Here is a 25,508-nt window from a genome sequence, read left to right as displayed (position 1 = left end):
GCTGAAGGAAAGACCTTCCGACCAGCGTCCATCACCGTCTCGTGAAGGAGACACGCCCGCGTGCTTCGCTACATCCTCCGAAAAGCGCTGGGGTGGGTGGTCATGATCTTCGTGGCCACCAACCTGACGTTCTTCCTGGCTTCCTTCTTCCTGAAGCCCGAGTCGAACTATCTGGCGCGGCGACCCCCGCTCAGCCACGACCAGATCGTTCGCTCCCTGGACCAGTACAACCTGAACCCCGACGAATCGGTCTTCACGAAGTGGTGGACGTGGTTCCAGGGCGTGTTCTTCCACTGGGACTGGGGTCAGTCGCCGACGGGTGTCGACGTCAACTCCGAGGTCGCCTACCGGGCCGCCATCAGCGCCCAGCTCGTGCTCGGCGCGACGATCCTCAGTGCGGTCCTCGGCATCGCGCTGGCCGTCTACAGCGCAGCTCGCCAGTACCGCTTCGGCGACCGCGTGGCCCAGGCGACGTCGATCATCACGCTCAACATCCCCCTGCCGGTGGCGGCGCTGTGCGTCGTGTTCCTCGGCATCTGGGCCAACCAGAAGCTCGGTCACACCGTCTTCTACGTCGCCGGTGCGCAAGATCCGAACGTCAGTGGGTTCTGGGCGACGCTCGTCAGCCGCCTGGCACACCTCGTGCTGCCGTCGATCACCCTCATCCTCGTGGGTTACGCCAGCTACCACATGACTCAGCGCACGCTCCTGCTCGACACCGTGGACGCGGACTTCGTGCGCACCGCCCGGGCCAAGGGGCTCACGCGCCAGGAGGCCATCCGCCGCCACGGACTGCGCACGTCGCTCATTCCGACGGCCGCCCAGCTCGCGTTCTCCATCCCTGCGATGTTCACCGGCGCGATCATGACAGAGACGATCTTCGCCTGGAAGGGCATGGGGCAGTACTTCACCCAGACCATCGGGCAGAACGACATCCACGGCACCGTCGCCATCGCGGCGTTCGGCGCCCTCATGACGGCCATCGGCGCGATCCTCGCGGACCTCGCGACCGTCGCCCTCGACCCCCGAGTGCGGGTGAGCTGAGCCATGACGAACGACTTCAACCCCATCGAGCCCGAAAGCGTCGAACAGGCCGCCATCTCGCCGGAGACGGTCCGCGAGACGCGCCTACCGGACGGTTCGCCCACCCCTGAGCTGACCGAGGGCGACCCCAAGCGCGACGGCGCCGCCGCTCCGCTCACCCGCCGAAAGCTCTACATGCGCCGTTTCATGCGCAACAAGGGCGGCGTCCTGGGTCTCGTCATCCTCCTGGGTCTCATCGTGTTCTCGATCGTCGGCGGGTTCTTCACGCAGTGGAACTACACCGACCCCGACTTCCTCACGCTGCAGCAGGGTCCGGGCGGTAGCCACTTCTTCGGCACCAACCAGGCCGGCAACGACACCTACGCCCAGGCCGTCCACGGTCTGCAGCGATCCATCATCATCGGTGTGAGCGTGTCGGCGCTGACGACGATCATCTCGGCGATCGTCGGAGCCTGGGCCGCCTACGTGGGTGGGCGTCTGGAGAAATTGACGCTCGGTCTCATCCACTTCCTCCTCGTGGTGCCGAGCTTCCTCATCCTGGCGCTCATCTCCACCTATTTCCAGGGCGACTGGCGCGTCCTCATCTTCGTGCTGACCCTCTTCGGCTGGGTGTTCTCGGCCCGCATCGTGTGGACGATCTCGACATCCGTGCGCGAACGCGAATACGTCGCGGCCGCCGAGTTCATGGGAGTGCCGACGACGAAGGTGGTGCTTCGCCACGTCATCCCGAACATCGGGTCGCTGCTCATCGTGAACTTCACCCTCGGCGTCGTCTCCACCATCATGAGCGAGACCGGCCTGTCCTTCCTCGGGTTCGGCATCAAGCAGCCCGACGTGTCGCTCGGTTCGATGCTCGCCGACGGTGCGAATTCGGTCTACTCCGCGCCGTGGCTGTTCGCCTTCCCCTCTCTGCTCCTCGTCATGCTCACCGTCTCGATGGCACTCATCGGTGACGGCCTGCGTGACGCGCTCGACCCGAACTCCAAGGCTGGTGGCAACGCATGAGCACCCCGATCTCCGTCTCCGGTGGCGGCATGCTGGACAAGGCGGGCAGCAGCCCGCTGATCTCGGTCAAGGATCTCGCGGTGTCCTTCCCCTCCGAAGCGGGGCGTGTCGACGCGGTGCGCGGCGTCAGCTTCGACATCGCACGCGGTGAGACGCTCGGCATCGTCGGCGAGTCCGGCTCGGGCAAGTCCGTCACGTCCACGGCCATCATGGGTCTGCTGCCGAGCTACGCGAAGGTGGACGGCAGCATCACCCTCGACGGTGAAGAGCTGCTGGGACGCACCGACAAGGAGATGTCGAAGGTGCGCGGCAAGCGCATTGGCATGGTGTTTCAGGATCCCCTGTCGGCGCTGACGCCGATCTTCACCGTCGGTGACCAGATCGTCGAAGCGATCCTCATCCATCAGGACATCACCAAGGCGAAGGCGTGGGAGCAGGCCGTCGCGCTGCTCGACCTCGTCGGCATCCCCAACCCGAAGACCCGTGCGAAGTCGTTCCCGCACGAGTTCTCCGGCGGTATGCGTCAGCGTGTCGTCATCGCCCTGGCCATCGCGAACAACCCGGACCTCATCATCGCGGACGAGCCGACCACCGCACTCGATGTGACGGTGCAGGCCCAGGTGCTCGAGGTGCTCAAGAAGGCCCAGCGTGAGACGGGCGCCGCCGTGCTCATGATCACGCACGACCTGGGCGTCGTCGCCGGTCAGGCCGACCGCGTCGGCGTCATGTACGCCGGCCGCCTCATCGAGACGGGGACGGCGGACGACGTCTTCGCCGCACCGCGGATGCCGTACACGATCGGCCTGCTCGGGGCCGTGCCCCGCGTCGACGCGACGGGGCGTGAGGCGCTCGCACCGATCAAGGGCACGCCGCCGTTGCTCGTCGACCTCCCGGACGCGTGCCCGCTCATCCCGCGCTGCCCGATCGCGACCGCGGAGTGCGGCAACGGCGAACCGGCCCTGCGTCCCGTCGGCTCCGCAACGCATCGTGCGGCCTGCATCCGCGCCGACGAGATCTCCGGGCGGGGCTTCATCGGCTCCGAACCCATCTTCCCCCGACCCGTCATCGAGGATCCCGCCGCCGGCATCCCCCGCGAGGAGCGCGCGAGCGTCCTGCGCCTGGACGACGTGACGAAGACGTTTCCGCTCATGAAGGGCGCCGTGCTCAAGCGTCGCGTCGGCTCGGTCTACGCCGTCGCCGGCATCGACCTCGACCTGCGCGAGGGGGAGACCCTCGGTCTCGTCGGGGAGTCCGGCTCGGGCAAGACGACCACCCTCATGGAGATCATGCGGATGGGTCAGCCCGAGACGGGCGACATCGAGATCGCCGGGCAGAGCATCAAGAACGCCTCGAGGTCGCAGCGCAAGGATCTGCGTCGCGACATCCAGATGGTCTTCCAGGACCCGATGGGTGCCCTCGACCCGCGCATGACTGTGCACGGCATCATCAGCGAACCGCTCGTCGCGCTCGGTGGGTCGAGCAAGCACGAGATCGACGAGCGGGTCGAGGAGCTCATGGCGCTCGTCGGGCTCAACCCGCAGCACTCCGACCGTTTCCCAGCAGCCTTCTCCGGCGGACAGCGTCAGCGCATCGGCATCGCCCGTGCGCTCGCCACGAACCCGAAGACGGTCGTGCTCGACGAGCCGGTCTCCGCGCTCGACGTGTCGATCCAGGCCGGCGTCATCAACCTGCTCGCCGAGCTGAAGGCCCGTCTCGGCCTCAGCTACCTCATCGTCGCCCACGACCTCGCCGTCGTGCGTCACATCTCGGATCGGGTCGCGGTCATGTACCTCGGCAAGATCGTCGAGGTCGGTGCCGTCGACGACGTGTTCGAGCGCCCGATGCACCCCTACACCAAGGCGCTCCTGTCCGCCATCCCCGTGCCGGACCCGGTGGTCGAACGTAGCCGTGAGCGGATCCTGCTCACGGGCGACCTGCCCAGCCCGACCTCCTCAGAGCCCGGGTGCCGCTTCGTCTCGCGGTGCCCTTTGTATAAGACCCTCGACGACGCGAAGCAGCAGCTGTGCCGGGACACGACGCCCGAGCTCATGTCTGTGACCGGCGCCGATCATGCCCACGCCTGTCACTTCGCAGGCGGGGCCGACACAAAGGAAGTTCACTGATGAAGTCGATGAAGACGGCGTCCGGCGCCTTCGTTCTCGCCAGCGCTCTGCTGCTCACCGGGTGTTCCGGGGGCTCGTCGGACGACAAGGGCGACGACAGCAAGAAGACGACGAACACCTCGTTGCAGAAGAGCTACAACGAGCAGCCGGCGTCGGCCCTCAAGGATGGTGGCACGTACACCACCGCCACGACCGAGGTCTCTCCGCAGTTCAACCCGTTCCAGCAGGACGGCACCCGCTACACCTCGGACGTGTGGCGCTGGTACAACCCCGTCCTCAAGACGTACTCGGCTGACGGCAGCAAGGTCATCTGGAACAAGGCCTACATCGAGGGCGCCAAGAGCGAGGTCAAGGGTGACAAGCTCGTCGTCACCTACACGATGAACCCGAAGGCGAAGTACAACGACGGTTCGCCGATCGACTGGAAGTCCTTCGAGAACACGTGGAAGGCCAACAGCGGCAAGGACAAGGCGTTCCTGCCCAGTTCGACGGATGGCTTCTCGGCCATCGAGTCCGTGGCGAAGGGCAAGGACGACCACGAGGCCGTCATCACGTTCAGTCAGCCGGGCGTGTGGTGGGAAGGTCTGTTCGACTTCCTGCTCAACCCGAAGGTGAGCTCCGCGGACCAGTTCAACAAGTTCTACCTGAACAACCCGCACGCCGAGCTCGGCGCGGGCCCGTACAAGATCGAGAAGTACGACTCGAAGGCCGGCACCATCTCGTTCGTCCGCAACGAGAAGTGGTGGGGCGACAAGGGCAAGCTGGACAAGCGCACGTTCATCACGATGGAGGCCTCGGCGTCCATCAACGCGTTCAAGAACGGGCAGATCGACTCGACGAGCGCGACGACCAAGGACCGTCTGCAGCAGGTGAAGGATGTTCCCAACACCGAGCTGCGCCGCGGTTCCTACCCCTCGAACAGCCTGCTCACCCTCAACGGCAAGAGCCCGCTGCTCGCGGACAAGGCCGTTCGCAAGGCCATCATGGAAGGCGTCGACCGCAGCAAGCTCGCCGAGATCGAGTTCAACGGTCTCGACTACAAGGAGGAGCTGCCCGGCTCGTTCCTGCTCTTCAGCTTCCAGAAGGGCTACGAGAACAACGTCTCGACGAAGTTCGACGCCGAGCAGGCGAAGAAGGACCTCGACGCGGCGGGCTGGAAGGCCGGTTCGGACGGCGTCCGTTCCAAGGACGGCAAGAAGCTGACCCTCAGCTATGTCAACCTCGGTGATGACCCGGTCAACAAGGCCCAGGCCACGGCGATGCAGGCGATGCTCAAGGGCATCGGCGTCGACATGAAGATCGACCAGCGCGCCTCCTCGGAGTTCTCGAACGTCATCACGAAGAAGGACTTCGACCTCTTCCCGATGGGCTTCAGCTCCTCCGACCCTTACGGTGTGGCGTACGCCTGCCAGGTGTGGTGCTCGGACTCTGGCCTGAACCAGTCCGGTGTCGCGGACAAGTCGCTCGACCCGAAGTTCAAGGACCTGACGAAGATCGGCGACAAGGACAAGCAGATCGCCGAGGCCAACAAGCTGGAGAAGCAGGCCATGGACCAGTACGGCATCCTGCCGCTGACGAACGGCCCGGTCATCATGGCGACGAAGAAGGGGCTCGCGAACGTCGGTGCGTCCGTGTTCGCCTTCCCGTTCCCGGAGACCATCGGTTGGCAGAAGTGACGTCAGCGCCGATGCGCGTCTGACATGACGGGCGAGGCCCGGTTCCCGCACAGGGGGCCGGGCCTCGTCCGTTCGTTCGCGCGCCGCGGTGCCTCGCACCGCCCGGCCGGTCACGGGGCCGCCCGCCACGATGGGGAAATGGCGCGCACTCGTGGGATGATGAGCGACGCACACCCGTACGACTTCTCACGAATGAGGGCGATTGATGGAAACCGCCGAGATCAGGCGCCGCTGGCTGCAGTTCTTCGAAGGCAAGGGCCACACGGTCGTCCCGAGCGCACCACTCATCTACGACGACCCCAACCTGCTCTTCGTCAACGCCGGCATGGTGCCGTTCAAGCCGTACTTCCTCGGTCAGGCCACGCCGACGTTCACGCGCGCGACCAGCGTGCAGAAGTGCGTGCGCACGGGTGACATCGAAGAGGTCGGCAAGACGAGCCGTCACGGCACGTTCTTCCAGATGAACGGCAACTTCAGCTTCGGTGACTACTTCAAGGAAGACGCGATCAAGTTCGCGTGGGAGCTGCTCACGACGCATCAGAGCCAGGGCGGGTACGGTCTCGACGCCGACCGTTTGTGGCCGACGGTGTTCGAGAGCGACGACGAGGCCTACGCGATCTGGAAGGACGTCATCGGCGTCGACGCCGCGCGCATCACGCGCCGCGACGCGAACGACAACTACTGGAGCATGGGCGTGCCCGGCCCCGGTGGGCCGTGCTCGGAGATCTTCTTCGACCGCGGCGCCGAGTACGGCGTCGAGGGTGGCCCGGCGGTCGACGAGGACCGCTACATGGAGATCTGGAACCTGGTCTTCATGCAGTACGAGCTGTCCGCCGTGCGCAGCAAGGCTGACTTCGACGTCGCCGGCGAACTGCCGCGCCGCAACATCGACACCGGCATGGGCCTGGAGCGCATGGCGTCGGTGCTGCAGGGCGTCGACAACCTCTACGAGATCGACGAGGTCTACCCCGTCCTCGACATGGCCGCCGAGATGACGGGCAAGCGCTACGGCGCGAACTCGGGCCAGTCGGCCGCGAGCAGCCACCCTGACGACGTCCACCTGCGCGTCGTCGCCGACCACGTGCGCAGCTCGCTCATGCTCATCGGTGACGGCGTGACGCCGGGCAACGAGGGGCGCGGGTACGTCCTGCGCCGCATGCTGCGCCGCGCGGTGCGCGCGATGCGCCTGCTCGGCTACGCCGACCCGGCGCTGCCGCACCTGGTCCCGATCTCGATGGAGCGGATGTCGCAGTCGTACCCCGAGCTCAAGACCGACTTCGCGCGCATCTCGCAGATCGCGTACGCCGAGGAGGAGGCATTCCGCCGCACCCTCGTCGCTGGTACGACGATCCTCGACACCGCGGTCGCGAAGGCGAAGCAGGCGACGGACCAGCAGGCGGGCAGCGACAAGCCCGTCCTCACCGGCGACCAGGCGTTCAGCCTCCACGACACGTACGGCTTCCCGATCGACCTCACCCTCGAGATGGCGGCCGAGCAGGGAGTCAGCGTCGACGAGGCCGGTTTCCGTCGCCTCATGGACGAGCAGCGTCAGCGCGCCAAGGCCGACGCCAAGGCGAAGAAGGCCGGCCACGGTGACGTCGCCGTCTGGACGCAGCTGCGCGAGGCCGGGGCCACCGAGTTCCTCGCCTACGAGACGCTGCAGGCCGAGGCGAGCGTGCGCGGCCTCGTCGCGAACGGCTCGGCCGTCGAACAGCTCGAGCCCGGTCAGAGCGGCCAGGTCGTGCTCGACCGCACGTCGTTCTACGCCGAATCCGGTGGTCAGATCGCTGACGAAGGCATCATCGTCACGCCCGCCGGTCGCCTCAAGGTCGTCGATGTGCAGCGCCCGGTCAAGGGCCTCATCGCGCACACGGTCGAGGTGCTCGACGGGCCCGTCCGCGTCGGCGAGGGCGTCCAGACGCAGGTCGACCCCGAATGGCGCATCTCCGCCTGCCAGGCGCACTCGGGCACGCACGTCGTGCACGCCGCGCTGCGCGAGGTGCTCGGCCCGTCGGCGCTGCAGAGCGGCTCGTACAACAAGCCCGGTTACCTGCGTCTCGACTTCGCGTGGAACTCGGCCCTGTCGCCCGAGACGCGCAGCGAGATCGAGGAGGTCTCCAACCTCGCCCTGCGTCGTGACCTGCCTGTCGCCGCGCAGTACATGACGCTGCCCGAGGCAAAGGAGTGGGGCGCGATCGCCCTGTTCGGCGAGACCTACGACGAGCAGGTGCGCGTCATCGAGATCGGCGGCCCCTGGTCGCGAGAGCTCTGTGGTGGCACGCACGTCGCGCACAGCTCGCAGATCGGTGCGCTCACGCTCACCGGCGAGTCGTCCGTCGGTTCGGGCGTGCGCCGTCTCGAGGCGTTCGTCGGGATCGACGCGATGCGCTACCTCGCGAAGGAGCGCGCCCTCGTCGCCGACCTCACGTCGATGACGAAGGCGCAGCCGGGTGAGCTCAAGGACAAGATCTCCGAGATGCTGACGCGCATCAAGGACGCCGAGCGCGAGCTCGCGCGCCTCAAGCAGCAGCAGATGGCCGCTGCGGCCGGCTCCCTCGTCGAGCAGGCCAAGGACGTCTTCGGGGTGCGCTTCATCGGTCATCACGACGACGCGATCGACGCCGACGCGGCCCGGGCGATGGCGACGGACCTGCGCGCCAAGCTCGGCGACGCGACGCCGAGCGTCGTCGCAGTCGGCGGCGTGAGCAAGGGCCGCCCCGTCATCGTCATCGCGACGAACGCGCCGGCACGCGAGTGGCGTGTCAAGGCCGGTGACCTCGTCAAGGTCGCGGCCGGCGTGCTCGGTGGCGGTGGCGGCGGCAAGCCGGACCTCGCACAGGGTGGTGGCCAGGACGCCTCGAAGCTCGGCGCCGCGATCGCCGAGGTCGAGCACACCGTCGGCCGCACGGTCACGAACTGAAGGTGCGGCGGGCTCGTCATGCGTGAGGGGATCAGGTTGGGCGTCGACGTCGGCACCGTGCGTGTCGGCGTCGCCGTCAGCGACCCTGGCGGCATCATGGCGACGCCCGTCGAGACCCTCGCGCGCGCGAGCGCGAGCGACAAGGATGTGCAGCGCGTGGCCGAGCTCGCGGACGACGCTCGTGCCCTCGAGGTCGTCGTCGGCCTGCCCCTCAACATGAAGGGTGAGGACACCGCGTCGACACAGGCCGCTCGCGCCTGGGCCAACACGCTGAAGCGTCTTCGGCCCGCGCTTCGCGTCATTCTCGTCGATGAGCGTCTAACATCTGTGTCCGCGCACCAATCGCTCCACGCCAGTGGGGTGGCCGGGCGCAAGCACAGGCAGCACGTCGACCAGCAAGCCGCCGTGCTCATCCTGCAGGCCGCACTCGAGACCGAGCGTGGCACCGGAAGGCCGCCCGGCCTCGAGGTGGGGGGCCGCAAGCCCCGTGCGCGACGACGGACAAGCGAAGGTGACACCCACGATGCCTGATTCTCCCCGCGAGCGTCTCTTCGGGAGCGGCAACGACGAGGTCGACCCCAGCCAGAGCGTCCGTCGCGACGGCGAACGCAGCGCACCCACTCGGGCAGAGCTGCCACAGGCACGACGGCTGCAGTCGCGACGCGAACATCGCGCCCGCGCTGATGCGCAACGCGAGGCCCAGGCTCTCCGCCCAGCCGGCGCGAGCGAGGTCGACTACAACCCGAACAAGCGCCGCGGTCTCGTGACCCTGGCGCTCGCGCTCGTCCTCGTCGTCGCCGCCGGATCCTTCGCGTGGCGCACCCTGGGGCTGAGCCTGCCGTCGTTCAGCAGCTCAGGGGGCGACTACTCGGGCACGGGGGAGAACGAGACCGCCCAGGTCAAGATCAACAAGGGTGACGCGGGCAGCACGATCGGTTCAGCGCTCGTCGCGGCCGGGGTGACGAAGTCGACGTCGGCCTTCGTCGAGGCGATGGCGGCGTCACCGAACGTCAACCTGACGCCCGGCGTCTACAAACTCAGGAAGAAGCAGAGCGCCGATTCGGCGCTCTCCGCGCTGCAGGACCCGAAGAACCGCGTCGGCGGCGGCATCGTCATCCAAGAGGGCCTGTGGCAGAGCGAGATCTTCGCGAAGCTGTCGAAGGGCACCGGCCACCCCGTCAGTGAGTACGAGGCCGTGACGCCCGCGCAGCTCGGCCTGCCGAGCACGATGAACGGCAAGCTCGAGGGCTGGCTGTTCCCCTCGACGTACGACTTCGACAAGTCGATGTCGGCGAAGCAGCAGCTGCAGACGATGGTGACGAACACCAAGGAGCAGATCAACTCGCTCAACATCCCGGCCGACCAGATCCAGAAGGTGCTGACGAAGGCCAGCATCGTGCAGGCCGAGTCGCCCAACGCGGCGAACGACGGCAAGGTGGCCCGCGTCATCGACAACCGCCTGTCGAGCGGGATGAAACTGCAGATGGACTCGAGCGTCCACTACGTCATCCACAAGCGCGGCACGGTGACGACGACCGACGCCGACCGCGCCAACCCGAGCCCGTACAACTCGTACGTGCACGCGGGTCTGCCGCCGACGCCGTACAACAGCCCCGGTCTCGACGCGATCAAGGCCGCCGCGAACCCGACGCCGGGCACGTGGAAGTACTTCGTCGCCGTCAACCTCGACACGGGCGAGACGCTGTTCGCGGACACCTACGACCAGCAGCTCGAGAACGAGAAGAAGTTCCAGGCCTGGTGCAAGGCCAACCCCGGACGCGGCTGCTGATGCCCCGCGCACTCGTCGTCGGCTCGCCGATCGACCATTCGCTCTCGCCTACGCTGCACGAGGCGGGGTATCGAGCGGCGGGCCTGGACGACTGGTCGTACGCACGTGCCGAGGTCGTCGCTGATGAGGTGCGCGCATTCGTGGCCAGGCTCGACCACGATGTCGTCGGACTGTCGGTGACGATGCCGTGCAAGGAAGCGGCGTTGGCTGTGGCTGACGAGGCGTCGGCGCTCGCTGGTGACGTCGGCGCGGCCAACACGCTCGTGCGGCGTGACGGTGGTTGGTTCGCCGACAACACCGACGTCCACGGCGTCGTCGAAGCCCTGCGCGCCGCCGGGTGCGCGGGTGGCCGGGGCGCCGTCGTCATCGGCTCGGGCGCGACGGCACGTTCCGTCGTCGCCGCTCTGTCGCGTCTCGGCGTGCGCGAGGTGATGTTCGTCGTGCGCGCGCAGGCGCGCCCCGAGACGCTGGCACTGGCGCGCTCGCTGGGCATGAGCACCCGCGTCGTGCGCGAGGACGACGAGGACGCGGCGTGGGCGGTCGGCATGGCGCTGCTCGTCGTCCAGACGTCCCCGGCCGGGGGCGCGGACGCCCTCGCTGCGCGCGTCGTCGACGCCCCGTCGTTGCGCATCGGCGCGGCCGGCGGGCCGTTCGTCCTCGACGTCGTCTACGCCGACTGGCCGACGGCATTCGCCCGCACGATGAGTGCGCGCGGTGCGACCGTCGTCAGCGGCCTCGACATGCTCGTGCACCAGGCCGCGGCACAGTTCGAGCTGTTCACCGGCCACGCTGCCCCCATCGCGGACATGATGGAGGCCGGGCGCGCCGCCGTGAAATGATCGGCCGCATGCTTCGTTGGTTGACCGCAGGTGAATCGCACGGCCCGGCCCTCATGGGCGTCATCGAGGGGCTGCCCGCCGGCGTCGAGGTGACGTCGCAGAACATCTCCGACGCTCTCGCGCGCCGTCGCCTCGGCTACGGGCGCGGCGCCCGCATGAAGTTCGAGCAGGACGTCGTGACGTTCGTCGGCGGCCTGCGTCACGGCGTGACGCTCGGTTCGCCGCTCGCGCTGCAGATCGGCAACAGCGAATGGCCGAAATGGGAGACCGTCATGTCGTCCGATCCGGTCGAGGCATCCGCGTACGAGGCGTCGAACGACGTCAACGCCGAGAAGGAGATCGCGCGCAACAAGCCGTTGACGCGCCCGCGCCCCGGCCACGCCGACCTCGTCGGCATGCAGAAGTACGGCTTCGCCGACGCCCGCCCCGTCCTCGAACGCGCCTCCGCGCGCGAGACCGCGGCGCGCGTCGCCCTCGGTGAGGTCGCCGCGCGCTTCCTCGAGCAGGCCTACGGCATCCGGCTCGTCTCGCACACCGTCGCCGTCGGGACGGCCGCCGTCGCCGACGACTCACCGCTGCCGCACCCCGACGACGTCGCGGCCCTCGACGCCGACCCCGTGCGCACCCTCGACGCCGACGGCTCGGCGCGCATGGTCGCCGAGATCGACGCGGCGAAGAAGGCGGGCGACACGCTCGGCGGCGTCGTCGAGGTCTGCGCCTACGGTCTGCCCCCGGGCCTCGGCTCGCACGTACATTGGGACCGCCGCCTCGACGCGCGCCTCGCCGCCGCGATGATGGGCATCCAGGCGATCAAGGGTGTCGAGATCGGTGACGGGTTCAAGACGGCCGCGCGCCGCGGTTCGGCCGCTCACGACGAGATGGTGCGCGGTGTCGACGGCGTCATCCGTCGCCAGTCGAACCGTGCCGGTGGCACCGAGGGCGGCATGTCGACCGGTGACGTGCTGCGGGTGCGCGCCGCGATGAAGCCCATCTCGACGGTGCCGCGGGCGCTCGCGACCGTCGACGTCGCGACGGGTGAGGCCGCGACGGCGATCCACCAGCGTTCCGACGTCTGCGCCGTTCCGGCGGCTGGCGTCGTCGCGGAGGCGATGGTCGCGCTCGTACTCGCCGAGGCGTGCGTCGAGAAGTTCGGTGGAGACTCGGTCGCCGAGACGCGGCGCAACCTCGAGAGCTACCTCGCCAACATCCCCGATCTGCTCACGACGTGGGAGTGAGCGCGCCAGCGACGCCAGCGGCTGACGCCGAGCGCCACCACCCGCGTCCCCGCGCCGTGCTCGTCGGGCCGATGGCGTCCGGCAAGTCGTCCGTCGGGCGCTCCCTCGCGGCGCGCTGGGGCGTCGAACTGCGCGACAGCGACGCGCTCATCGTCGAACGCCTCGGCTGCTCGATCAGTGACTACTTCGCGACGCACGGCGAGGCCGCGTTCCGCGAGGTCGAGCGCGACGTCATCACCGAGCAGCTCGGCACGTTCGACGGAGTCCTCGCGCTCGGTGGCGGGGCGGTGCTCGACGACTCGACGCGGGCGGCGCTGCGCGAGCACACCGTCGTCTACCTGACCGTCGACGAACGCAACGCCGGCTACCGCATCCGCGGCGACGTGACGCGCCCGATCCTCGCGAACGGTGGCATCGACACGTGGCGGCGCATCTTCGCCGAACGCCGACGGCTGTACGAGGAGGTCGCGACGGTCACCGTCGACACCTCGCGCGGGACGACGGGTGCGTCGGCCACGCGCATCATCGAGGCGCTCGTCGCGGCCGAGCACGAGACACCCGTCTCGACCGGTGGAAAGCGCCCGTTGCCGTCTTCGGTGGCGGCGACGATCGCGCGACGACGCATCCTCGGGGCCACACGAGGCGGCCGGACGCGCCGCGACGAAGGAGAGACGCCATGAGCATCATCAGTGTGGGAACCGCGTATGCCGTGCACATCGGCGAGGGGGTGCTGCAAGACCTCGCGGGCGCCGTCCCGGCCGGGGTGGCGCGGGCACTGATCGTCGAGCAGGCGGCTGTGACGGCGATTGCCGACCGCGTCGAAGAAGCGCTGCGTGGCCGCGGCATCGCCGTCGTGCGCGAGGTCGTGCCCGACGGCGAGGCTGCCAAGACGATCGAGGTGAGCGCGCGCCTGTGGGGTGTCATGGCGCGAGCCGGCTTCACGCGCACCGACGTCGTCGTCGGCGTCGGCGGGGGAGCGGTGACCGACCTCGCCGGCTGGGTTGCCGCGTCGTGGCTGCGCGGCGTGGGCGTCATCCAGGTGCCGACGACGGTGCTCGCGATGGTCGACGCGGCGGTCGGCGGCAAGACCGGCATCAACATCGCCGAGGGCAAGAACCTCGTCGGCGCGTTCCACGAGCCGCTCGCCGTGTTCGCCGACCTCGCCACGGTGCGGACGCTACCCGAACGCGACGTCGCGGCCGGGCTCGCGGAGGTCGTCAAGTGCGGTTTCATCCGCGACGAGCGGATCCTCGAACTCGTCGAGGCCGACCCGGCTGCATGCCTCGACGTGACGAGCCCGCAGCTCGTCGAACTCGTCGAGCGGGCCATCAGCGTCAAGGCCTCGGTCGTGGCGGCCGACCTCAAGGAATCGAACCTGCGCGAGATCCTCAACTACGGCCACACGTTCGCGCACGCCATCGAGCAGCGCGAGAACTACACCTGGCGCCACGGTGACGCCGTCGCCGTCGGCTGCGTGTTCGCCGCCGAACTGGCCTGCGCGGCAGGCGTGCTCGGGCGCAACGATGTGGAGCGGCAGCGCGCCGTCATCACCTCGCTCGGGCTGCCGACGACGTACGCGGGCGGTGACTTCGACGAGATGCTCACCGTCATGGGGCGTGACAAGAAGACGCGCGGCACGACGCTGCGCTTCGTCGTCCTGAACGGCATCGGCGACGTCCACCGCCTCGAAGGCCCGACGCGCGAGCAGCTGCGCGCAGCCTTCGACGCGGTGACTGGCTGAGACGCACCGTTCAGCGCGTCGGCTGCTCCTTCTTCGCCGTCTCGCGGTCACCGGCGGCGGTGCCGGCGTTCTCGAAGTCGCCGGCGACCATGATGTCGGTGATCTCGCGCGCCAGTTCGTCGCCGAGGCGCCCCCAGTCGGGCTGGTAGCCGAAGACGTCGGCGAGGCCGGTGCCCTTGCGCATCCCGTCGAGCAGTTCGACGTCGTCGGGCGTCAGCAGACCGGGGTGCGCGACGCCGACGGCGTCACTGATCTTCAGCAGGTCCTTGCGCAGCGCGACGAGATAGTTCGCGAGGCGCACCTTCTTGAGCTCGGGGTCGAGGCCGTGCGCGAGCCACGCGTTCTGCGTCGCGACGCCCGTCGGGCAGGTGTCCTCGTGGCACTTCTGCGTCTGCAGGCAGCCGATCGACAGCATCGCCTCGCGCGCGACGTTGATCATGTCAGCCCCCATCGCGAACGCCTGCGCCGCCGTGATCGGCAGGCCGAGCTTGCCGGAGGCGATGAACACGACGTCGTCGGTGAGGCCGGCCTCCGCAAACAGGGCGTAGACGCGCGAGAAGCCGACGGCCCAGGGGAGCGCGACCGAGTCGGAGAACACGACGGGCGCCGCACCCGTGCCACCCTCGCCGCCGTCGATCGTCACGAAGTCGACTCCGCGGCGCGGGCCGTCGACGCTCGACATCGCTGCCGTCAGCTGCTGCCAGAAACCCATCTCGCCGACGGCCGACTTGATGCCCACGGGCAGGCCGGTGCGCTCGGCGATCGTCTCGACGAGGTCGAGCATCGAGTCGATGTCGTGGAACGCGGTGTGCCGTGACGGCGAGACGACGGTCTCGCCCTGCGGGACGCCGCGGATGTCGGCGATCTCCTTCGTCACCTTCGCGCCGGGCAGGACGCCGCCGAGGCCCGGTTTGGCGCCTTGGGAGAGCTTGATCTCGATGGCCCTGACGGGCGCCGACTCGACGACGGTGACGAGCTTGTCGAGGTCCAAGTGGCCGTCTTCGGCACGGCAGCCGAAGTAGCCGGTGCCGATCTGCAGGATGAGGTCGCCGCCGCTTCGGTGATAGGTGGACAACCCGCCCTCGCCGGTGTTGTGCATCGCCCCGGCGAGTGCGACGCCCTTGTTGAGCGCGGTGATCGCCGCGCCGGAGAGCGAGCCGAAGCTCATCGCGGAGACGTTGACGACCGAGCGCGGACGGAACGCCTTGGCGCGTCCGCGGGCGCCGCCGAGCACCTTCGCACAGGGGATGGCGTGGTCGTCGGTCTCCGCGGCATGCGACTGCGCGAACGTGCGGTGCTTGACGATCGGGTAGCCCTCGTTGCACTCGAGGTCGTTGTCGGTGCCGAAGCCGACGTAGTTGTTGACGCCCTTGGCCGAGCGGTAGATCCAGGCGCGCTGGTCGCGGCTGAACGGGCGCTCCTCGTCGTTGCCGGCGACGATGTACTGCCGCATCTCGGGGCCGATCAGCTCGATCGCGTAGCGCGCGTGGCCGAGGACGGGGAAGTTGCGCAGCAGCGAGTGGTTCTTCTGCGTGAGGTCGTAGGCGGCGACACCGGCCGTGCCGAGTGCGGGCAGGGCGGCTACGAGGCGAGTCCACTTCATGCGCCAAGTATGGCGAGGCTCGACGTGAAATGCATCACGCGCAGGTGTGGAACGTCGATCGGGGGAGGTGCGCTCACACGATAGACTTGATTTTGATGCCCGTGCGCCTGCGCGGGCGATTGTTGACCGGCCGCGCGGATCACCGTCCGCAGCGGCATCACCCGGGTGCGCGTTCACGGGGCCGACGAGCCCTGGCGCTGCCCGATGAACGAAGGCGGATCTCCATGGCGAGCACGAACGACCTCAAGAACGGCATGGTTCTCAAGATCGACAACGGGCTGTGGTCCGTCGTCGAGTTCCAGCACGTCAAGCCCGGCAAGGGCCCGGCCTTCGTCCGCACGAAGCTCAAGAACGTCATGAGCGGCAAGATCGTCGACAAGACGTTCAACGCCGGCGTCAAGGTCGAGACGGCCAACGTCGACCGCTCCGACATGCAGTACCTCTACAAGGACGGCGACGACTACGTGTTCATGGACACGAAGACGTACGACCAGATCAACATCCCGGCCACCGCCGTCGGTGACGCCGCGAACTTCCTGCTCGAGAACCAAGAGGCGATCGTCGCGCAGAACGACGGCACCGTCCTCTACGTCGAGCTGCCTGCGTCCGTCGTCCTGGAGATCACGCACACCGAGCCGGGCCTGCAGGGCGACCGCTCCACCGGTGGGACGAAGCCCGCGACGCTCGAGACGGGCGCCGAGATCCAGGTGCCGCTGTTCCTCGAGCAGGGCACGAAGGTCAAGGTCGACACGCGCGACGGCTCCTACCTCGGCCGCGTCTCCTGATCGATGGGTGCTCGCACCAAGGCGCGCAAGCGCGCCCTCGACCTGTTGTTCGAAGCCGAGCAGCGTGAGATCAACGCGAAGGACCTGCTCGACGAGCGCGTCCTCGCGCCCGTGACGCCGGCTCCGTTGCCGGAGTACACCGCGGTGCTCGTGCGCGGCGTCGTCGACCACTGGCGCACGATCAACGAAGCGCTCGAGACGTACGCACGCGGTTGGACGCTCGATCGCATGCCTGCCGTCGACCGCGCCCTGCTGCGCGTCGCGGCCTACGAGGTGCTCTACGTCGACGACGTGCCCGACGGCGTCGCCGTCTCCGAGGCCAAGAACCTCGCGACCGAGCTGTCGACCGACAACTCGCCGCAGTTCATCGGTGGTCTGCTGACCAAGCTGTCCGAAGTGAAGTCGAGCATCGTCGACTGACGGCCCCGTCCACCACTCACATGACACGACCCACCCGTTCGCGCGGGTGGGTCGTGTCATGTCGCTCGCGTGGGCCTGAGTGCCCCGATATGCTCGGATCATGCCCGTCGCCTCCCTCTCCGATGTCGAACACGCGCAGCGAGTGCTGTTGTACGGCGTCACGGGATCGGGCAAGTCGACGGCCGCGGCGCGGCTCGGCGCTGCCCTGGGGCTGCCCGTCCACCTCGTCGACGACGAGGTCGGGTGGCTGCCCGGCTGGGTCGAGCGTCCGCAGGACGAGCAGCGGGCTCTGGCGCACCAGATGGCGAGCGCAGAGGGCTGGGTCGTCGATTCGGCGTACGGCGCCTGGAGGGACGTCATGCTCGAGCGGGCGCAGGTCGTCATCGCGCTCGACTACTCGCGTGCCCTCACCCTCTCCCGCCTCGTGCGCCGCTGCGTCCATCGCCTCACCACTCGCACGCCCGTGTGCAACGGGAACACGGAGAACGTGTGACAGCTGTTCTCGCGCAACTCAATCGTGCGGTGGCACTTCTCATCGTTCGCGCGCAAACGCGAGCGCATGCGCCGTTGGGAGGCTGCGCCGGAGGGGGTGCCCGTGCTGCGGCTGACGCATCCGCGCGAGTTCGACCGGCTCGTCCAGTCGCTGGAGCTAGACAACATCGGGGCCGCGTCGCGAGAAGCAGCGCTGCGGCACGGCGGCATCGATGACCTGCCCGTCCCGGCCCGTGACGACGCGGCGCGCTTCGTCGAGTTCTGAACGCTCATTCACGGTGTCCGACCTCGGAGACTGCCAAGAGCAGGTCACCAGGCCGAGTGCCGGGGTCCCAACAGGACGACGCCGGTCAGGCGTGGCCGGCGAGGCGCGATAAGGTGGGCAGCGGAATCATCCTTTAACGATCCGTCCTGTGAGGCGGCGAAGGAGGCCTGCGCATGACGCGCGACGCTCTCGGCGTACCCGGTGACGGGGACGTCTCGACATCACGAACCACTCCTGACGACGGCCGCGTGGTCCTGTCGGCCCCCGAGATCGGTCGCGCTCTGCGCCGCATCTCTCACGAGATCCTCGAACGCAACAAGGGCGCGGACGACCTCGTCCTGCTTGGCATCCCGACGCGTGGCGCGCACCTCGCCCGCCGCCTGGCCGACGCGCTCAAGGACGTCGAAGGCATCGACATCCCCGTCGGCACGCTCGACGTCACGATGTACCGCGATGACCTGCGTGCCAACCCCGCCCGCGTGGCGCATCAGAGCGACATCCCCGCAGCCGGCATCGATGGGCGAACCATCGTCCTCGTCGACGACGTGCTCTTCTCCGGACGCACCGTGCGCGCCGCCCTCGATGCGCTCGGCGACCTCGGGCGCCCCAAGGCCGTCCGCCTCGCCGTCCTCGTCGACCGCGGCCACCGCGAACTGCCGATCCGCGCTGACCACGTCGGCAAGAACCTGCCGACGGCGACGAGCGAGCACGTGCGCGTGCGCGTCGCCGAGACCGACGGCAGCGACGAGGTGCGCATCAGCGGCCCCGCCGCGCCGCAGCAGCGAAAGGACGCGTCGTGAAGCACCTGCTGTCGGCCGCCGACCTCACCCACGACGACGCCGAGATGATCCTCGAGACGGCCGCCGCCATGCACGACGTGCAGAACCGCGAGGTCAAGAAACTGCCCGCGCTGCGCGGACGCACCGTCGTCAACCTGTTCTTCGAGGACTCGACGCGCACCCGCAGCTCCTTCGAGATCGCCGGGAAATGGCTGTCTGCGGACGTCATCAACGTCAGTGCGAAGGGCTCGAGCGTCAGCAAGGGCGAGTCGCTACGCGACACCGTGATGACGGTCGCGGCCATGGGCGTCGATGGCCTCGTCATCCGCCACAACCGCAGCGGGGCGCCGCTGCAGGTGAGCCAGTGGGTCGACTGCATGGTGGTCAACGCCGGCGACGGCACCCACGAGCACCCGACGCAGGCGCTGCTCGACGCCTACACGATGCAGGCGCAGCTCGGCACGCTCGAGGGCAAGCACGTCGCGATCGTCGGTGACCTCACGCACAGTCGCGTCGTGCGCTCCAACCTCATCCTGCTCAAGACCCTCGGCGCGCACGTCACGCTCGTCGCGCCGCCGACGCTCATGCCGTCCGGCATCGCCGCCTGGGCTGCGCGCGACGGCTTCGACGTCAGCTACGACCTCGACGCGGTGCTGCCGCACGTCGACGCCGTCATGATGCTGCGCGTGCAGCGCGAACGCATGTCCGGCGGCTACTTCCCGACGCCGCGCGAGTACACCGTCGGGTACGGCCTGACGCGCGACCGCCTCGCGCTGCTGCCGCAGCATGCCGTCATCTGCCACCCGGGCCCGATGAACCGCGGCCTCGAGATCAGCCCCGACGCCGCCGATGAAGCACGCTCGAGGGTGCTCGACCAGGTGAGCGCCGGTGTCGCCGTGCGCATGAGCGTCCTGTACCACCTGCTCGCCTCGAACTCGACGGAAGGAGCTCAGGCATGAGCGACCACGCAGGCCCCGTTCTCATCACCGGCGCCGACGTCGTCGGCACCGGCGCGGCCGACATCCTCGTGCGTGACGGCGCCATCGCCGAGATCGGTACGAACCTCGACGCCGCCGGCGCGACGCGCGTCGACGCAGACGGACTCGTCGCGCTGCCCGGCCTCGTCGACCTCCACACCCACCTGCGCGAACCGGGCCGCGAGGACGCCGAGACGATCGCGACGGGTTCGGCGGCTGCCGCAGCCGGCGGCTTCACGTCCGTCTTCGCGATGGCCAACACGAACCCCGCGACGGACACCGCCGAGGCCTCGGAGCGCATCGCCGAGCTGGGGGAGCGCGTCGGGCTCGTCGACGTCCACCCCATCGGCGCCGTGACGAAGAACCTCGCCGGCGAGGAACTCGCCGAGCTCGGCCTCATGGCCCGCTCGCGCGCCGCCGTCCGGGTCTTCTCCGACGACGGCAAGTGCGTGCACGACAGCCGCCTCATGCGTCGCGCGCTCGAGTACGTCAAGGCGTTCGACGGCGTCGTCAGCCAGCATGCGCAGGACCCGAACCTCGCGGACGGCCAGGCCTGCTGCCACGAGGGTGAGATCTCCGGACGCCTCGGCCTGCCAGGCTGGCCCGGCGTCGCGGAGGAGGTCATCGTCGCGCGTGACGTCATGCTCGCGCGCCACACCGGCAGCCGCGTCCACGTCGCGCACGCGTCGACGGCGGGCACCGTCGAGGTGCTGCGCTGGGCGAAGTCGCTCGGCATCGCCGTGACCGCGGAGGCCACCCCACACCACCTCATGCTGCCGACGGACCTCGTCGAGAGCTACGACCCGGTCTACAAGGTCAACCCGCCGCTACGCCCGAGCGAGGACATCGAGGCCGTGCGCGAGGCGCTCGCCGACGGCACGATCGACATCGTCGCGACCGACCACGCGCCGCACGCGCGCCACGACAAGGAGCACGCGTTCGCGGACGCCGTGTTCGGCATGCTCGGCCTCGAGCAGGCGCTCGCCGTCGTCCACACGACGATGGTCGCCACGGGCCGCATGACGTGGCAACAGGTCGCCGATGCGATGTCGACGAAGCCCGCCGCGATCGCCCGGCTGGGCTCGCACGGCCAGGGCCTCGTCGCCGGCGCACCCGCCAACATCACGCTCTTCGACCCGTCCGTCACCGTCACGGTGAACAAGGACGACTCGAAGTCGCTTTCCCGCAACAACCCCTGGCACGGCCACACGCTCGAGGGCGCTGTGGTCTCGACGTACCTGCGCGGACGTCGCACCTTCCACGACGGAGAGGTTCAGCAGTGAACGACACCACCCCCGCCACGACGAAGCGCGCCAGTGCGTTCGTCTCGCGCGAACCGGCCTGCCTCGTCCTCGAGGACGGACGCATCTTCCGCGGCCGCAGCTACGGCGCGATCGGCACGACGTTCGGTGAGGCCGTGTTCTCGACCGGCATGTCCGGCTACCAGGAGACGCTGACGGACCCGAGCTACCACAAGCAGGTCGTCGTCATGACGGCCCCGCACGTCGGCAACACGGGCATGAACGACGAGGACTACGAGTCGGGCAAGATCTGGGTGGCCGGCTACGTCGTGCGCGACCCCGCCATCCGCCCGTCGAACTGGCGCTCGGTGCGCACCCTCGAGGACGACCTCGCCGAGCAGGGCATCGTCGGTATCTGCGACATCGACACACGCGCCCTGACGCGCCACCTGCGCGAGCGCGGCGCGATGCGCGTCGGTGTGTTCTCGGGTGCGGACGCCGCGAACAGCGACGCCGACCTGCTCGACGCGGTGAAGAACGCCCCGCAGATGGAGGGCTCCGAGCTCGCATCCGAGGTCGCGACGAAGGAGGCATACGTCGTCGAGGCGAAGGGTGAGAAGAAGTTCACCGTCGCGGCCGTCGACCTCGGTATCAAGTCGAACACGCCGCGGATGATGAGCGAGCGTGGCATCGAGGTGCACGTGCTGCCGGCGACGGTGGCGCTCGACGACATCACGGCGATCAACCCCGACGGCGTGTTCTTCTCGAACGGCCCCGGCGACCCGGCGACGGCGCCGCAGGTCGAGCTGCTGCGCGACGTGCTCGCGGCCGGCATCCCGTACTTCGGCATCTGCTTCGGCAACCAGCTGCTCGGGCGCGCGCTCGGGTTCGGCACGTACAAGCTGAAGTACGGCCACCGCGGCATCAACGTGCCGGTGCTCGACAAGGCGAGCGGCACCGTCGAGATCACCGCGCAGAACCACGGCTTCGCCGTCGACGCCCCGATCGAGGGATCGACGCAGGCGCCCAGCGACGCCGAACACGGCACGAGCTTCGGGCGCGTCGAGGTCTCGCACGTGTGCCTCAACGACGACGTCGTCGAAGGCCTGCGTTGCCTCGACATCCCGGCGTTCTCCGTCCAGTACCACCCCGAAGCCGCGGCCGGCCCGCACGACGCGGCGTACCTGTTCGACCGCTTCGTCGAGATGATGAGCGACAACCAGAAGGTGAACGCCTGATGCCCAAGAACACCGACATCAAGAGCGTCCTCGTCATCGGCTCCGGCCCGATCGTCATCGGTCAGGCCGCCGAGTTCGACTACTCGGGGACGCAGGCCTGCCGCGTCCTGCGCGAGGAGGGCCTGCGCGTCATCCTCGTCAACTCGAACCCGGCGACGATCATGACCGACCCGGAGACGGCCGACGTCACGTACGTCGAGCCGATCACGCCGGAGATCGTGGAATCGATCATCGCCAAGGAGCGCCCGGACGCGGTGCTCGCGACCCTCGGTGGTCAGACCGCGCTCAACACCGCGATCGCGCTGCACAAGAACGGCGTCCTCGAGAAGTACGGCTGCCCGCTCATCGGCGCCAACGTCGAGGCGATCGAGCTCGGCGAGGACCGTGAGAAGTTCAAGGGCGTCGTCGAGCGCTGTGGCGCCGAATCGGCCAAGAGCCACATCTGCCACACGATGGACGAGGTGCTCGCCGCCGCCGACGACCTCGGCTACCCCGTCGTCGTGCGCCCGTCGTTCACGATGGGCGGCCTCGGTTCCGGCTTCGCCTACGACGAGACCGATCTGCGCCGCATGGCCGGCGCGGGCCTGCAGGCGAGCCCCGTGACCGAGGTGCTGCTCGAGGAGTCGATCCTCGGGTGGAAGGAGTACGAGCTCGAGGTCATGCGCGACCACGCCGACAACGTCGTCGTCGTCTGCTCGATCGAGAACTTCGACCCGATGGGCGTGCACACCGGTGACTCGATCACCGTGGCTCCCGCTCTGACGCTCACCGACCGCGAGTACCAGCGCATGCGCGACGTCGGCATCGCCGTCATCCGCGAGGTCGGCGTCGACACCGGTGGCTGCAACATCCAGTTCGCCATCAACCCGGCCGACGGGCGCATGATCGTCATCGAGATGAACCCGCGCGTGTCGCGTTCCTCGGCGCTCGCGTCGAAGGCGACCGGCTTCCCGATCGCGAAGATCGCCGCGAAGATGGCCATCGGTTACTCGCTCGACGAGGTGCCGAACGACATCACCGCCGAGACCCCGGCGAGCTTCGAGCCGACGCTCGATTACATCGTCGTCAAGGTGCCGCGCTTCGCGTTCGAGAAGTTCCCCGCCGCCGACCGCACGCTGACGACGACGATGAAGTCCGTCGGCGAGGCGATGGCGCTGGGCCGCAACTTCACCGAGGCGCTGCAGAAGGCGCTGCGCTCGATCGAACGCAGCGACGGCCAGTTCCACTGGGATCCGGCGAGCGAGGTGACGAGCCGCGACGAGGCACTCGAGATCCTCGAGCGCTCCAAGCAGCCGACGGACGGACGCATCGTCCTCGTGCAGCAGGCGCTGCGCGCGGGCCTCAGCGTCGAGGAGGTGCACGAGGCGACGAAGATCGACCCGTGGTTCCTCGACCAGATGCAGCTCATCAACGACGTCGCGTCCGAGATCGCGGCGGCGCCCCAGCTGACGCCCGACCTGCTGCGCCTGGCGAAGAAGCACGGTTTCTCCGACGCCCAGATCGCGCAGCTGACGGGCATGAAGCAGGACGTCGTGCGCGGCGTGCGTCATGCCCTCGGCGTGCGCCCGGTCTACAAGACGGTCGACACGTGCGCCGCCGAGTTCGCCGCCCAGACGCCGTACTACTACTCCTCCTACGACGAGGAGAGCGAGGTGCTGTCGCGCGAGAAGCCGGCCGTCATCATCCTCGGATCGGGCCCGAACCGCATCGGTCAGGGCATCGAGTTCGACTACTCGTGCGTGCACGCCTCGTTCGCGCTGCGTGACGCCGGGTACGACACGATCATGGTCAACTGCAACCCCGAGACCGTCTCGACGGACTACGACACGAGCTCGCGCCTGTACTTCGAGCCGCTGACGCTCGAGGACGTGCTCGAGGTCGTCCACGCCGAGAGCGAGGCCGGCCCGATCGCGGGCGTCATCGTCCAGCTGGGCGGTCAGACGCCGCTCGGGCTCGCGAAGGCGCTCAAGGACGAGGGGGTGCCGATCGTCGGCACCTCGCCGGAGGCCATCGACCTGGCGGAGGACCGCGGCGCGTTCGGGCGCGTGCTCGCCGACGCGAAGCTGCCCGCGCCGCGTCACGGCATCGCCTTCTCGGCCGAGGAGGCCATCGAGGTCGCCCGCGAGATCGGCTACCCCGTGCTCGTGCGCCCGAGCTACGTGCTCGGCGGGCGCGGCATGGAGATCGTCTACGACGACGAGACGCTGCGCGGCTACGTCACGCGCGCGACGACGGCGTCGCCGGAGCACCCCGTGCTCGTGGACCGCTTCCTCGACGAGGCGATCGAGATCGACGTCGACGCGCTCTTCGACGGCGAGGACATGTACCTCGGCGGCATCATGGAGCACGTCGAGGAGGCCGGCATCCACTCCGGTGACTCCGCGTGCGTCCTGCCGCCCGCGACCCTCGGCACCGAAGAGCTCGAGCGCGTGCGCGCCTCGACGCTGGCGCTCGCGCAGGGCATCGGCGTGCGCGGCCTGATGAACGTGCAGTTCGCGCTCGCGCAAGACGTGCTCTACGTCCTCGAGGCCAACCCGCGTGCCTCGCGCACCGTCCCGTTCGTCGCGAAGGCGACGTCTGTGCCGCTCGCGAAGGCCGCGGCGCGCGTCATGCTCGGCGCCTCGATCGCCGACCTGCGCACCGAAGGGCTGCTACCGCCGAGCGGCGACGGCGCGAAGCTGCCGATGGACGCGCCCGTCGCGGTCAAGGAGGCCGTGCTGCCCTTCCAGCGCTTCCGCACCGCCGAGGGGCAGGTCGTCGACTCGCTGCTCGGGCCGGAGATGCGCTCCACGGGTGAGGTCATGGGCATCGACGCCGACTTCGCCACGTCGTTCGCCAAGGCGCAGCTCGGCGCAGGGCAGGGGCTGCCGACGTCAGGCACCGTGTTCGTCTCGTGCGCGAACCGCGACAAGCGCGCGATGCTGTTCCCGATCAAGCGTCTCGTCGACCTCGGCTTCGAGATCCTCGCGACGCCCGGGACGTCGGATGTGCTGCGCCGCAACGGAATCGCCTCGACCGTGGTGCGCAAGCACTCCGAAGGCCCCGGGCCGGACGGGGAGAAGACGATCGTGTCGCAGATCCTCGACGGCGAGGTCGCGATGATCGTCAACACGCCGTCCGGGTCGGATGCACGCGCTGACGGCTACGCGATCCGCGCGGCAGGGACGTCGATGAACGCGCCGATCCTCACGACGGTGCAGGAGCTCGCGGCCGCCGTGCAGGCCATCGAGGCCAGCATGCACGGCTCGTACGCGGTGAAGTCGCTGCAGGAGCACGCACGCGGCCTCGACATGTACGGCACGCGCTGAGGCAGGTCGACATCGCCGGATCGACGCC

At 68.8% G+C, this 25,508-nt stretch carries 21 protein-coding genes; 20 read left to right on the top strand and 1 reads right to left on the bottom strand.

Features of this window, described 5'->3' with window-relative positions:
* Positions 1 to 60: 60 nt before the first annotated feature.
* The 11 genes from J4Z35_RS14800 (at position 61) to aroB (ending at position 14,372) form a co-directional block, all read left to right on the top strand.
* On the top strand, positions 61 to 1,044 hold the full coding sequence (locus J4Z35_RS14800) for an ABC transporter permease (RefSeq protein WP_074039476.1): 984 nt from the start codon (positions 61 to 63) through the stop codon (positions 1,042 to 1,044).
* A 3-nt stretch (positions 1,045 to 1,047) separates the two neighbouring features.
* Positions 1,048 to 2,049, top strand: coding sequence for an ABC transporter permease (locus tag J4Z35_RS02265; protein ID WP_081873672.1), 1,002 nt, complete (start codon positions 1,048 to 1,050; stop codon positions 2,047 to 2,049).
* A complete protein-coding gene (locus tag J4Z35_RS02260) occupies positions 2,046 to 4,172 on the top strand; it encodes a dipeptide ABC transporter ATP-binding protein (protein ID WP_171969810.1) in 2,127 nt (708 codons plus the stop codon). Before J4Z35_RS02265 ends, J4Z35_RS02260 begins: the two co-directional genes overlap by 4 nt.
* Positions 4,172 to 5,848, top strand: a complete 1,677-nt coding sequence (locus tag J4Z35_RS02255; protein ID WP_038568521.1) for an ABC transporter family substrate-binding protein — start codon at positions 4,172 to 4,174, stop codon at positions 5,846 to 5,848. The genes J4Z35_RS02260 and J4Z35_RS02255 overlap by 1 nt, the downstream gene beginning before the upstream one ends.
* A gap of 205 nt (positions 5,849 to 6,053) precedes the next feature.
* Positions 6,054 to 8,768, top strand: coding sequence for an alanine--tRNA ligase (alaS, locus tag J4Z35_RS02250; RefSeq protein WP_074039475.1), 2,715 nt, complete (start codon positions 6,054 to 6,056; stop codon positions 8,766 to 8,768).
* Between the two features lie 18 nt (positions 8,769 to 8,786).
* Entirely contained in the window at positions 8,787 to 9,299 is a 513-nt protein-coding gene (gene ruvX / locus J4Z35_RS02245) for a Holliday junction resolvase RuvX (RefSeq protein WP_038568518.1), read from the top strand.
* Complete coding sequence (mltG, locus tag J4Z35_RS02240; RefSeq protein WP_083603775.1) at positions 9,292 to 10,557, top strand: endolytic transglycosylase MltG; 1,266 nt, start codon at positions 9,292 to 9,294, stop codon at positions 10,555 to 10,557. Before ruvX ends, mltG begins: the two co-directional genes overlap by 8 nt.
* Positions 10,557 to 11,396 carry a shikimate dehydrogenase gene (locus J4Z35_RS02235; protein ID WP_074039473.1) on the top strand — a complete coding sequence of 280 codons (840 nt, stop codon included), beginning with the start codon at positions 10,557 to 10,559 and terminating at the stop codon, positions 11,394 to 11,396. The genes mltG and J4Z35_RS02235 overlap by 1 nt, the downstream gene beginning before the upstream one ends.
* An 8-nt stretch (positions 11,397 to 11,404) precedes the next feature.
* On the top strand, positions 11,405 to 12,631 hold the full coding sequence (aroC, locus tag J4Z35_RS02230) for a chorismate synthase (RefSeq protein WP_074039571.1): 1,227 nt from the start codon (positions 11,405 to 11,407) through the stop codon (positions 12,629 to 12,631).
* Positions 12,628 to 13,311 (top strand): shikimate kinase, encoded by a 684-nt coding sequence (locus tag J4Z35_RS02225; RefSeq protein WP_083603774.1) that lies wholly within the window; start codon positions 12,628 to 12,630, stop codon positions 13,309 to 13,311. Before aroC ends, J4Z35_RS02225 begins: the two co-directional genes overlap by 4 nt.
* Complete coding sequence (gene aroB / locus J4Z35_RS02220; protein WP_074039471.1) at positions 13,308 to 14,372, top strand: 3-dehydroquinate synthase; 1,065 nt, start codon at positions 13,308 to 13,310, stop codon at positions 14,370 to 14,372. Before J4Z35_RS02225 ends, aroB begins: the two co-directional genes overlap by 4 nt.
* A gap of 10 nt (positions 14,373 to 14,382) precedes the next feature.
* On the opposite strand, the gene J4Z35_RS02215 is transcribed toward aroB, so the two are convergent.
* The gene (locus J4Z35_RS02215; RefSeq protein WP_074039469.1) at positions 14,383 to 15,975 is read right to left on the bottom strand and encodes an FMN-binding glutamate synthase family protein; all 1,593 of its coding nucleotides are present in this window, start codon (positions 15,973 to 15,975) and stop codon (positions 14,383 to 14,385) included.
* A gap of 224 nt (positions 15,976 to 16,199) precedes the next feature.
* On the opposite strand from J4Z35_RS02215, the gene efp reads away from it, so the two are divergent.
* The 9 genes from efp to carB all read left to right on the top strand — a co-directional run bounded on the left by efp (position 16,200) and on the right by carB (position 25,480).
* On the top strand, positions 16,200 to 16,760 hold the full coding sequence (gene efp, locus J4Z35_RS02210; RefSeq protein WP_006943829.1) for an elongation factor P: 561 nt from the start codon (positions 16,200 to 16,202) through the stop codon (positions 16,758 to 16,760).
* Positions 16,761 to 16,763: 3 nt separating this feature from the next.
* Positions 16,764 to 17,180 carry a transcription antitermination factor NusB gene (gene nusB / locus J4Z35_RS02205; protein ID WP_006943739.1) on the top strand — a complete coding sequence of 139 codons (417 nt, stop codon included), beginning with the start codon at positions 16,764 to 16,766 and terminating at the stop codon, positions 17,178 to 17,180.
* 100 nt (positions 17,181 to 17,280) lie between these two features.
* Positions 17,281 to 17,673, top strand: coding sequence for a hypothetical protein (locus J4Z35_RS14340; protein ID WP_074039467.1), 393 nt, complete (start codon positions 17,281 to 17,283; stop codon positions 17,671 to 17,673).
* A 66-nt stretch (positions 17,674 to 17,739) separates the two neighbouring features.
* Complete coding sequence (locus tag J4Z35_RS14335; RefSeq protein WP_243754763.1) at positions 17,740 to 17,937, top strand: hypothetical protein; 198 nt, start codon at positions 17,740 to 17,742, stop codon at positions 17,935 to 17,937.
* 173 nt (positions 17,938 to 18,110) lie between these two features.
* A complete protein-coding gene (gene pyrR, locus J4Z35_RS02195; RefSeq protein WP_074039463.1) occupies positions 18,111 to 18,737 on the top strand; it encodes a bifunctional pyr operon transcriptional regulator/uracil phosphoribosyltransferase PyrR in 627 nt (208 codons plus the stop codon).
* Entirely contained in the window at positions 18,734 to 19,675 is a 942-nt protein-coding gene (locus tag J4Z35_RS02190) for an aspartate carbamoyltransferase catalytic subunit (protein ID WP_074039461.1), read from the top strand. The genes pyrR and J4Z35_RS02190 overlap by 4 nt, the downstream gene beginning before the upstream one ends.
* A complete protein-coding gene (locus J4Z35_RS02185; RefSeq protein ID WP_074039460.1) occupies positions 19,672 to 20,976 on the top strand; it encodes a dihydroorotase in 1,305 nt (434 codons plus the stop codon). Before J4Z35_RS02190 ends, J4Z35_RS02185 begins: the two co-directional genes overlap by 4 nt.
* Positions 20,973 to 22,172 (top strand): glutamine-hydrolyzing carbamoyl-phosphate synthase small subunit, encoded by a 1,200-nt coding sequence (gene carA, locus J4Z35_RS02180; protein ID WP_074039459.1) that lies wholly within the window; start codon positions 20,973 to 20,975, stop codon positions 22,170 to 22,172. The genes J4Z35_RS02185 and carA overlap by 4 nt, the downstream gene beginning before the upstream one ends.
* Positions 22,172 to 25,480 carry a carbamoyl-phosphate synthase large subunit gene (gene carB, locus J4Z35_RS02175; RefSeq protein ID WP_074039458.1) on the top strand — a complete coding sequence of 1,103 codons (3,309 nt, stop codon included), beginning with the start codon at positions 22,172 to 22,174 and terminating at the stop codon, positions 25,478 to 25,480. The genes carA and carB overlap by 1 nt, the downstream gene beginning before the upstream one ends.
* The last annotated feature ends 28 nt before the right edge of the window (positions 25,481 to 25,508 follow it).

The organism is Dermacoccus sp. NHGro5, assembly GCF_017565385.1.
GTDB classification, from domain to species: domain Bacteria; phylum Actinomycetota; class Actinomycetes; order Actinomycetales; family Dermatophilaceae; genus Dermacoccus; species Dermacoccus nishinomiyaensis.
Note: the sequence above shows the minus strand (reverse complement) of the source record. Positions and strands in the feature narration are given on the sequence as shown.

Coding starts and splice junctions, on each gene's coding strand:
- J4Z35_RS02265 (WP_081873672.1), top strand. CDS start 1,048: ATGACGAACGACTTCAACCCCATCGAGCCCGAAAGCGTCGAACAGGCC.
- J4Z35_RS02260 (WP_171969810.1), top strand. CDS start 2,046: ATGAGCACCCCGATCTCCGTCTCCGGTGGCGGCATGCTGGACAAGGCG.
- J4Z35_RS02255 (WP_038568521.1), top strand. CDS start 4,172: ATGAAGTCGATGAAGACGGCGTCCGGCGCCTTCGTTCTCGCCAGCGCT.
- alaS (WP_074039475.1), top strand. CDS start 6,054: ATGGAAACCGCCGAGATCAGGCGCCGCTGGCTGCAGTTCTTCGAAGGC.
- ruvX (WP_038568518.1), top strand. CDS start 8,787: ATGCGTGAGGGGATCAGGTTGGGCGTCGACGTCGGCACCGTGCGTGTC.
- mltG (WP_083603775.1), top strand. CDS start 9,292: ATGCCTGATTCTCCCCGCGAGCGTCTCTTCGGGAGCGGCAACGACGAG.
- J4Z35_RS02235 (WP_074039473.1), top strand. CDS start 10,557: ATGCCCCGCGCACTCGTCGTCGGCTCGCCGATCGACCATTCGCTCTCG.
- aroC (WP_074039571.1), top strand. CDS start 11,405: ATGCTTCGTTGGTTGACCGCAGGTGAATCGCACGGCCCGGCCCTCATG.
- aroB (WP_074039471.1), top strand. CDS start 13,308: ATGAGCATCATCAGTGTGGGAACCGCGTATGCCGTGCACATCGGCGAG.
- J4Z35_RS02215 (WP_074039469.1), bottom strand. CDS start 15,975: ATGAAGTGGACTCGCCTCGTAGCCGCCCTGCCCGCACTCGGCACGGCC.
- efp (WP_006943829.1), top strand. CDS start 16,200: ATGGCGAGCACGAACGACCTCAAGAACGGCATGGTTCTCAAGATCGAC.
- nusB (WP_006943739.1), top strand. CDS start 16,764: ATGGGTGCTCGCACCAAGGCGCGCAAGCGCGCCCTCGACCTGTTGTTC.
- J4Z35_RS14340 (WP_074039467.1), top strand. CDS start 17,281: ATGCCCGTCGCCTCCCTCTCCGATGTCGAACACGCGCAGCGAGTGCTG.
- J4Z35_RS14335 (WP_243754763.1), top strand. CDS start 17,740: ATGCGCCGTTGGGAGGCTGCGCCGGAGGGGGTGCCCGTGCTGCGGCTG.
- pyrR (WP_074039463.1), top strand. CDS start 18,111: ATGACGCGCGACGCTCTCGGCGTACCCGGTGACGGGGACGTCTCGACA.
- J4Z35_RS02185 (WP_074039460.1), top strand. CDS start 19,672: ATGAGCGACCACGCAGGCCCCGTTCTCATCACCGGCGCCGACGTCGTC.
- carB (WP_074039458.1), top strand. CDS start 22,172: ATGCCCAAGAACACCGACATCAAGAGCGTCCTCGTCATCGGCTCCGGC.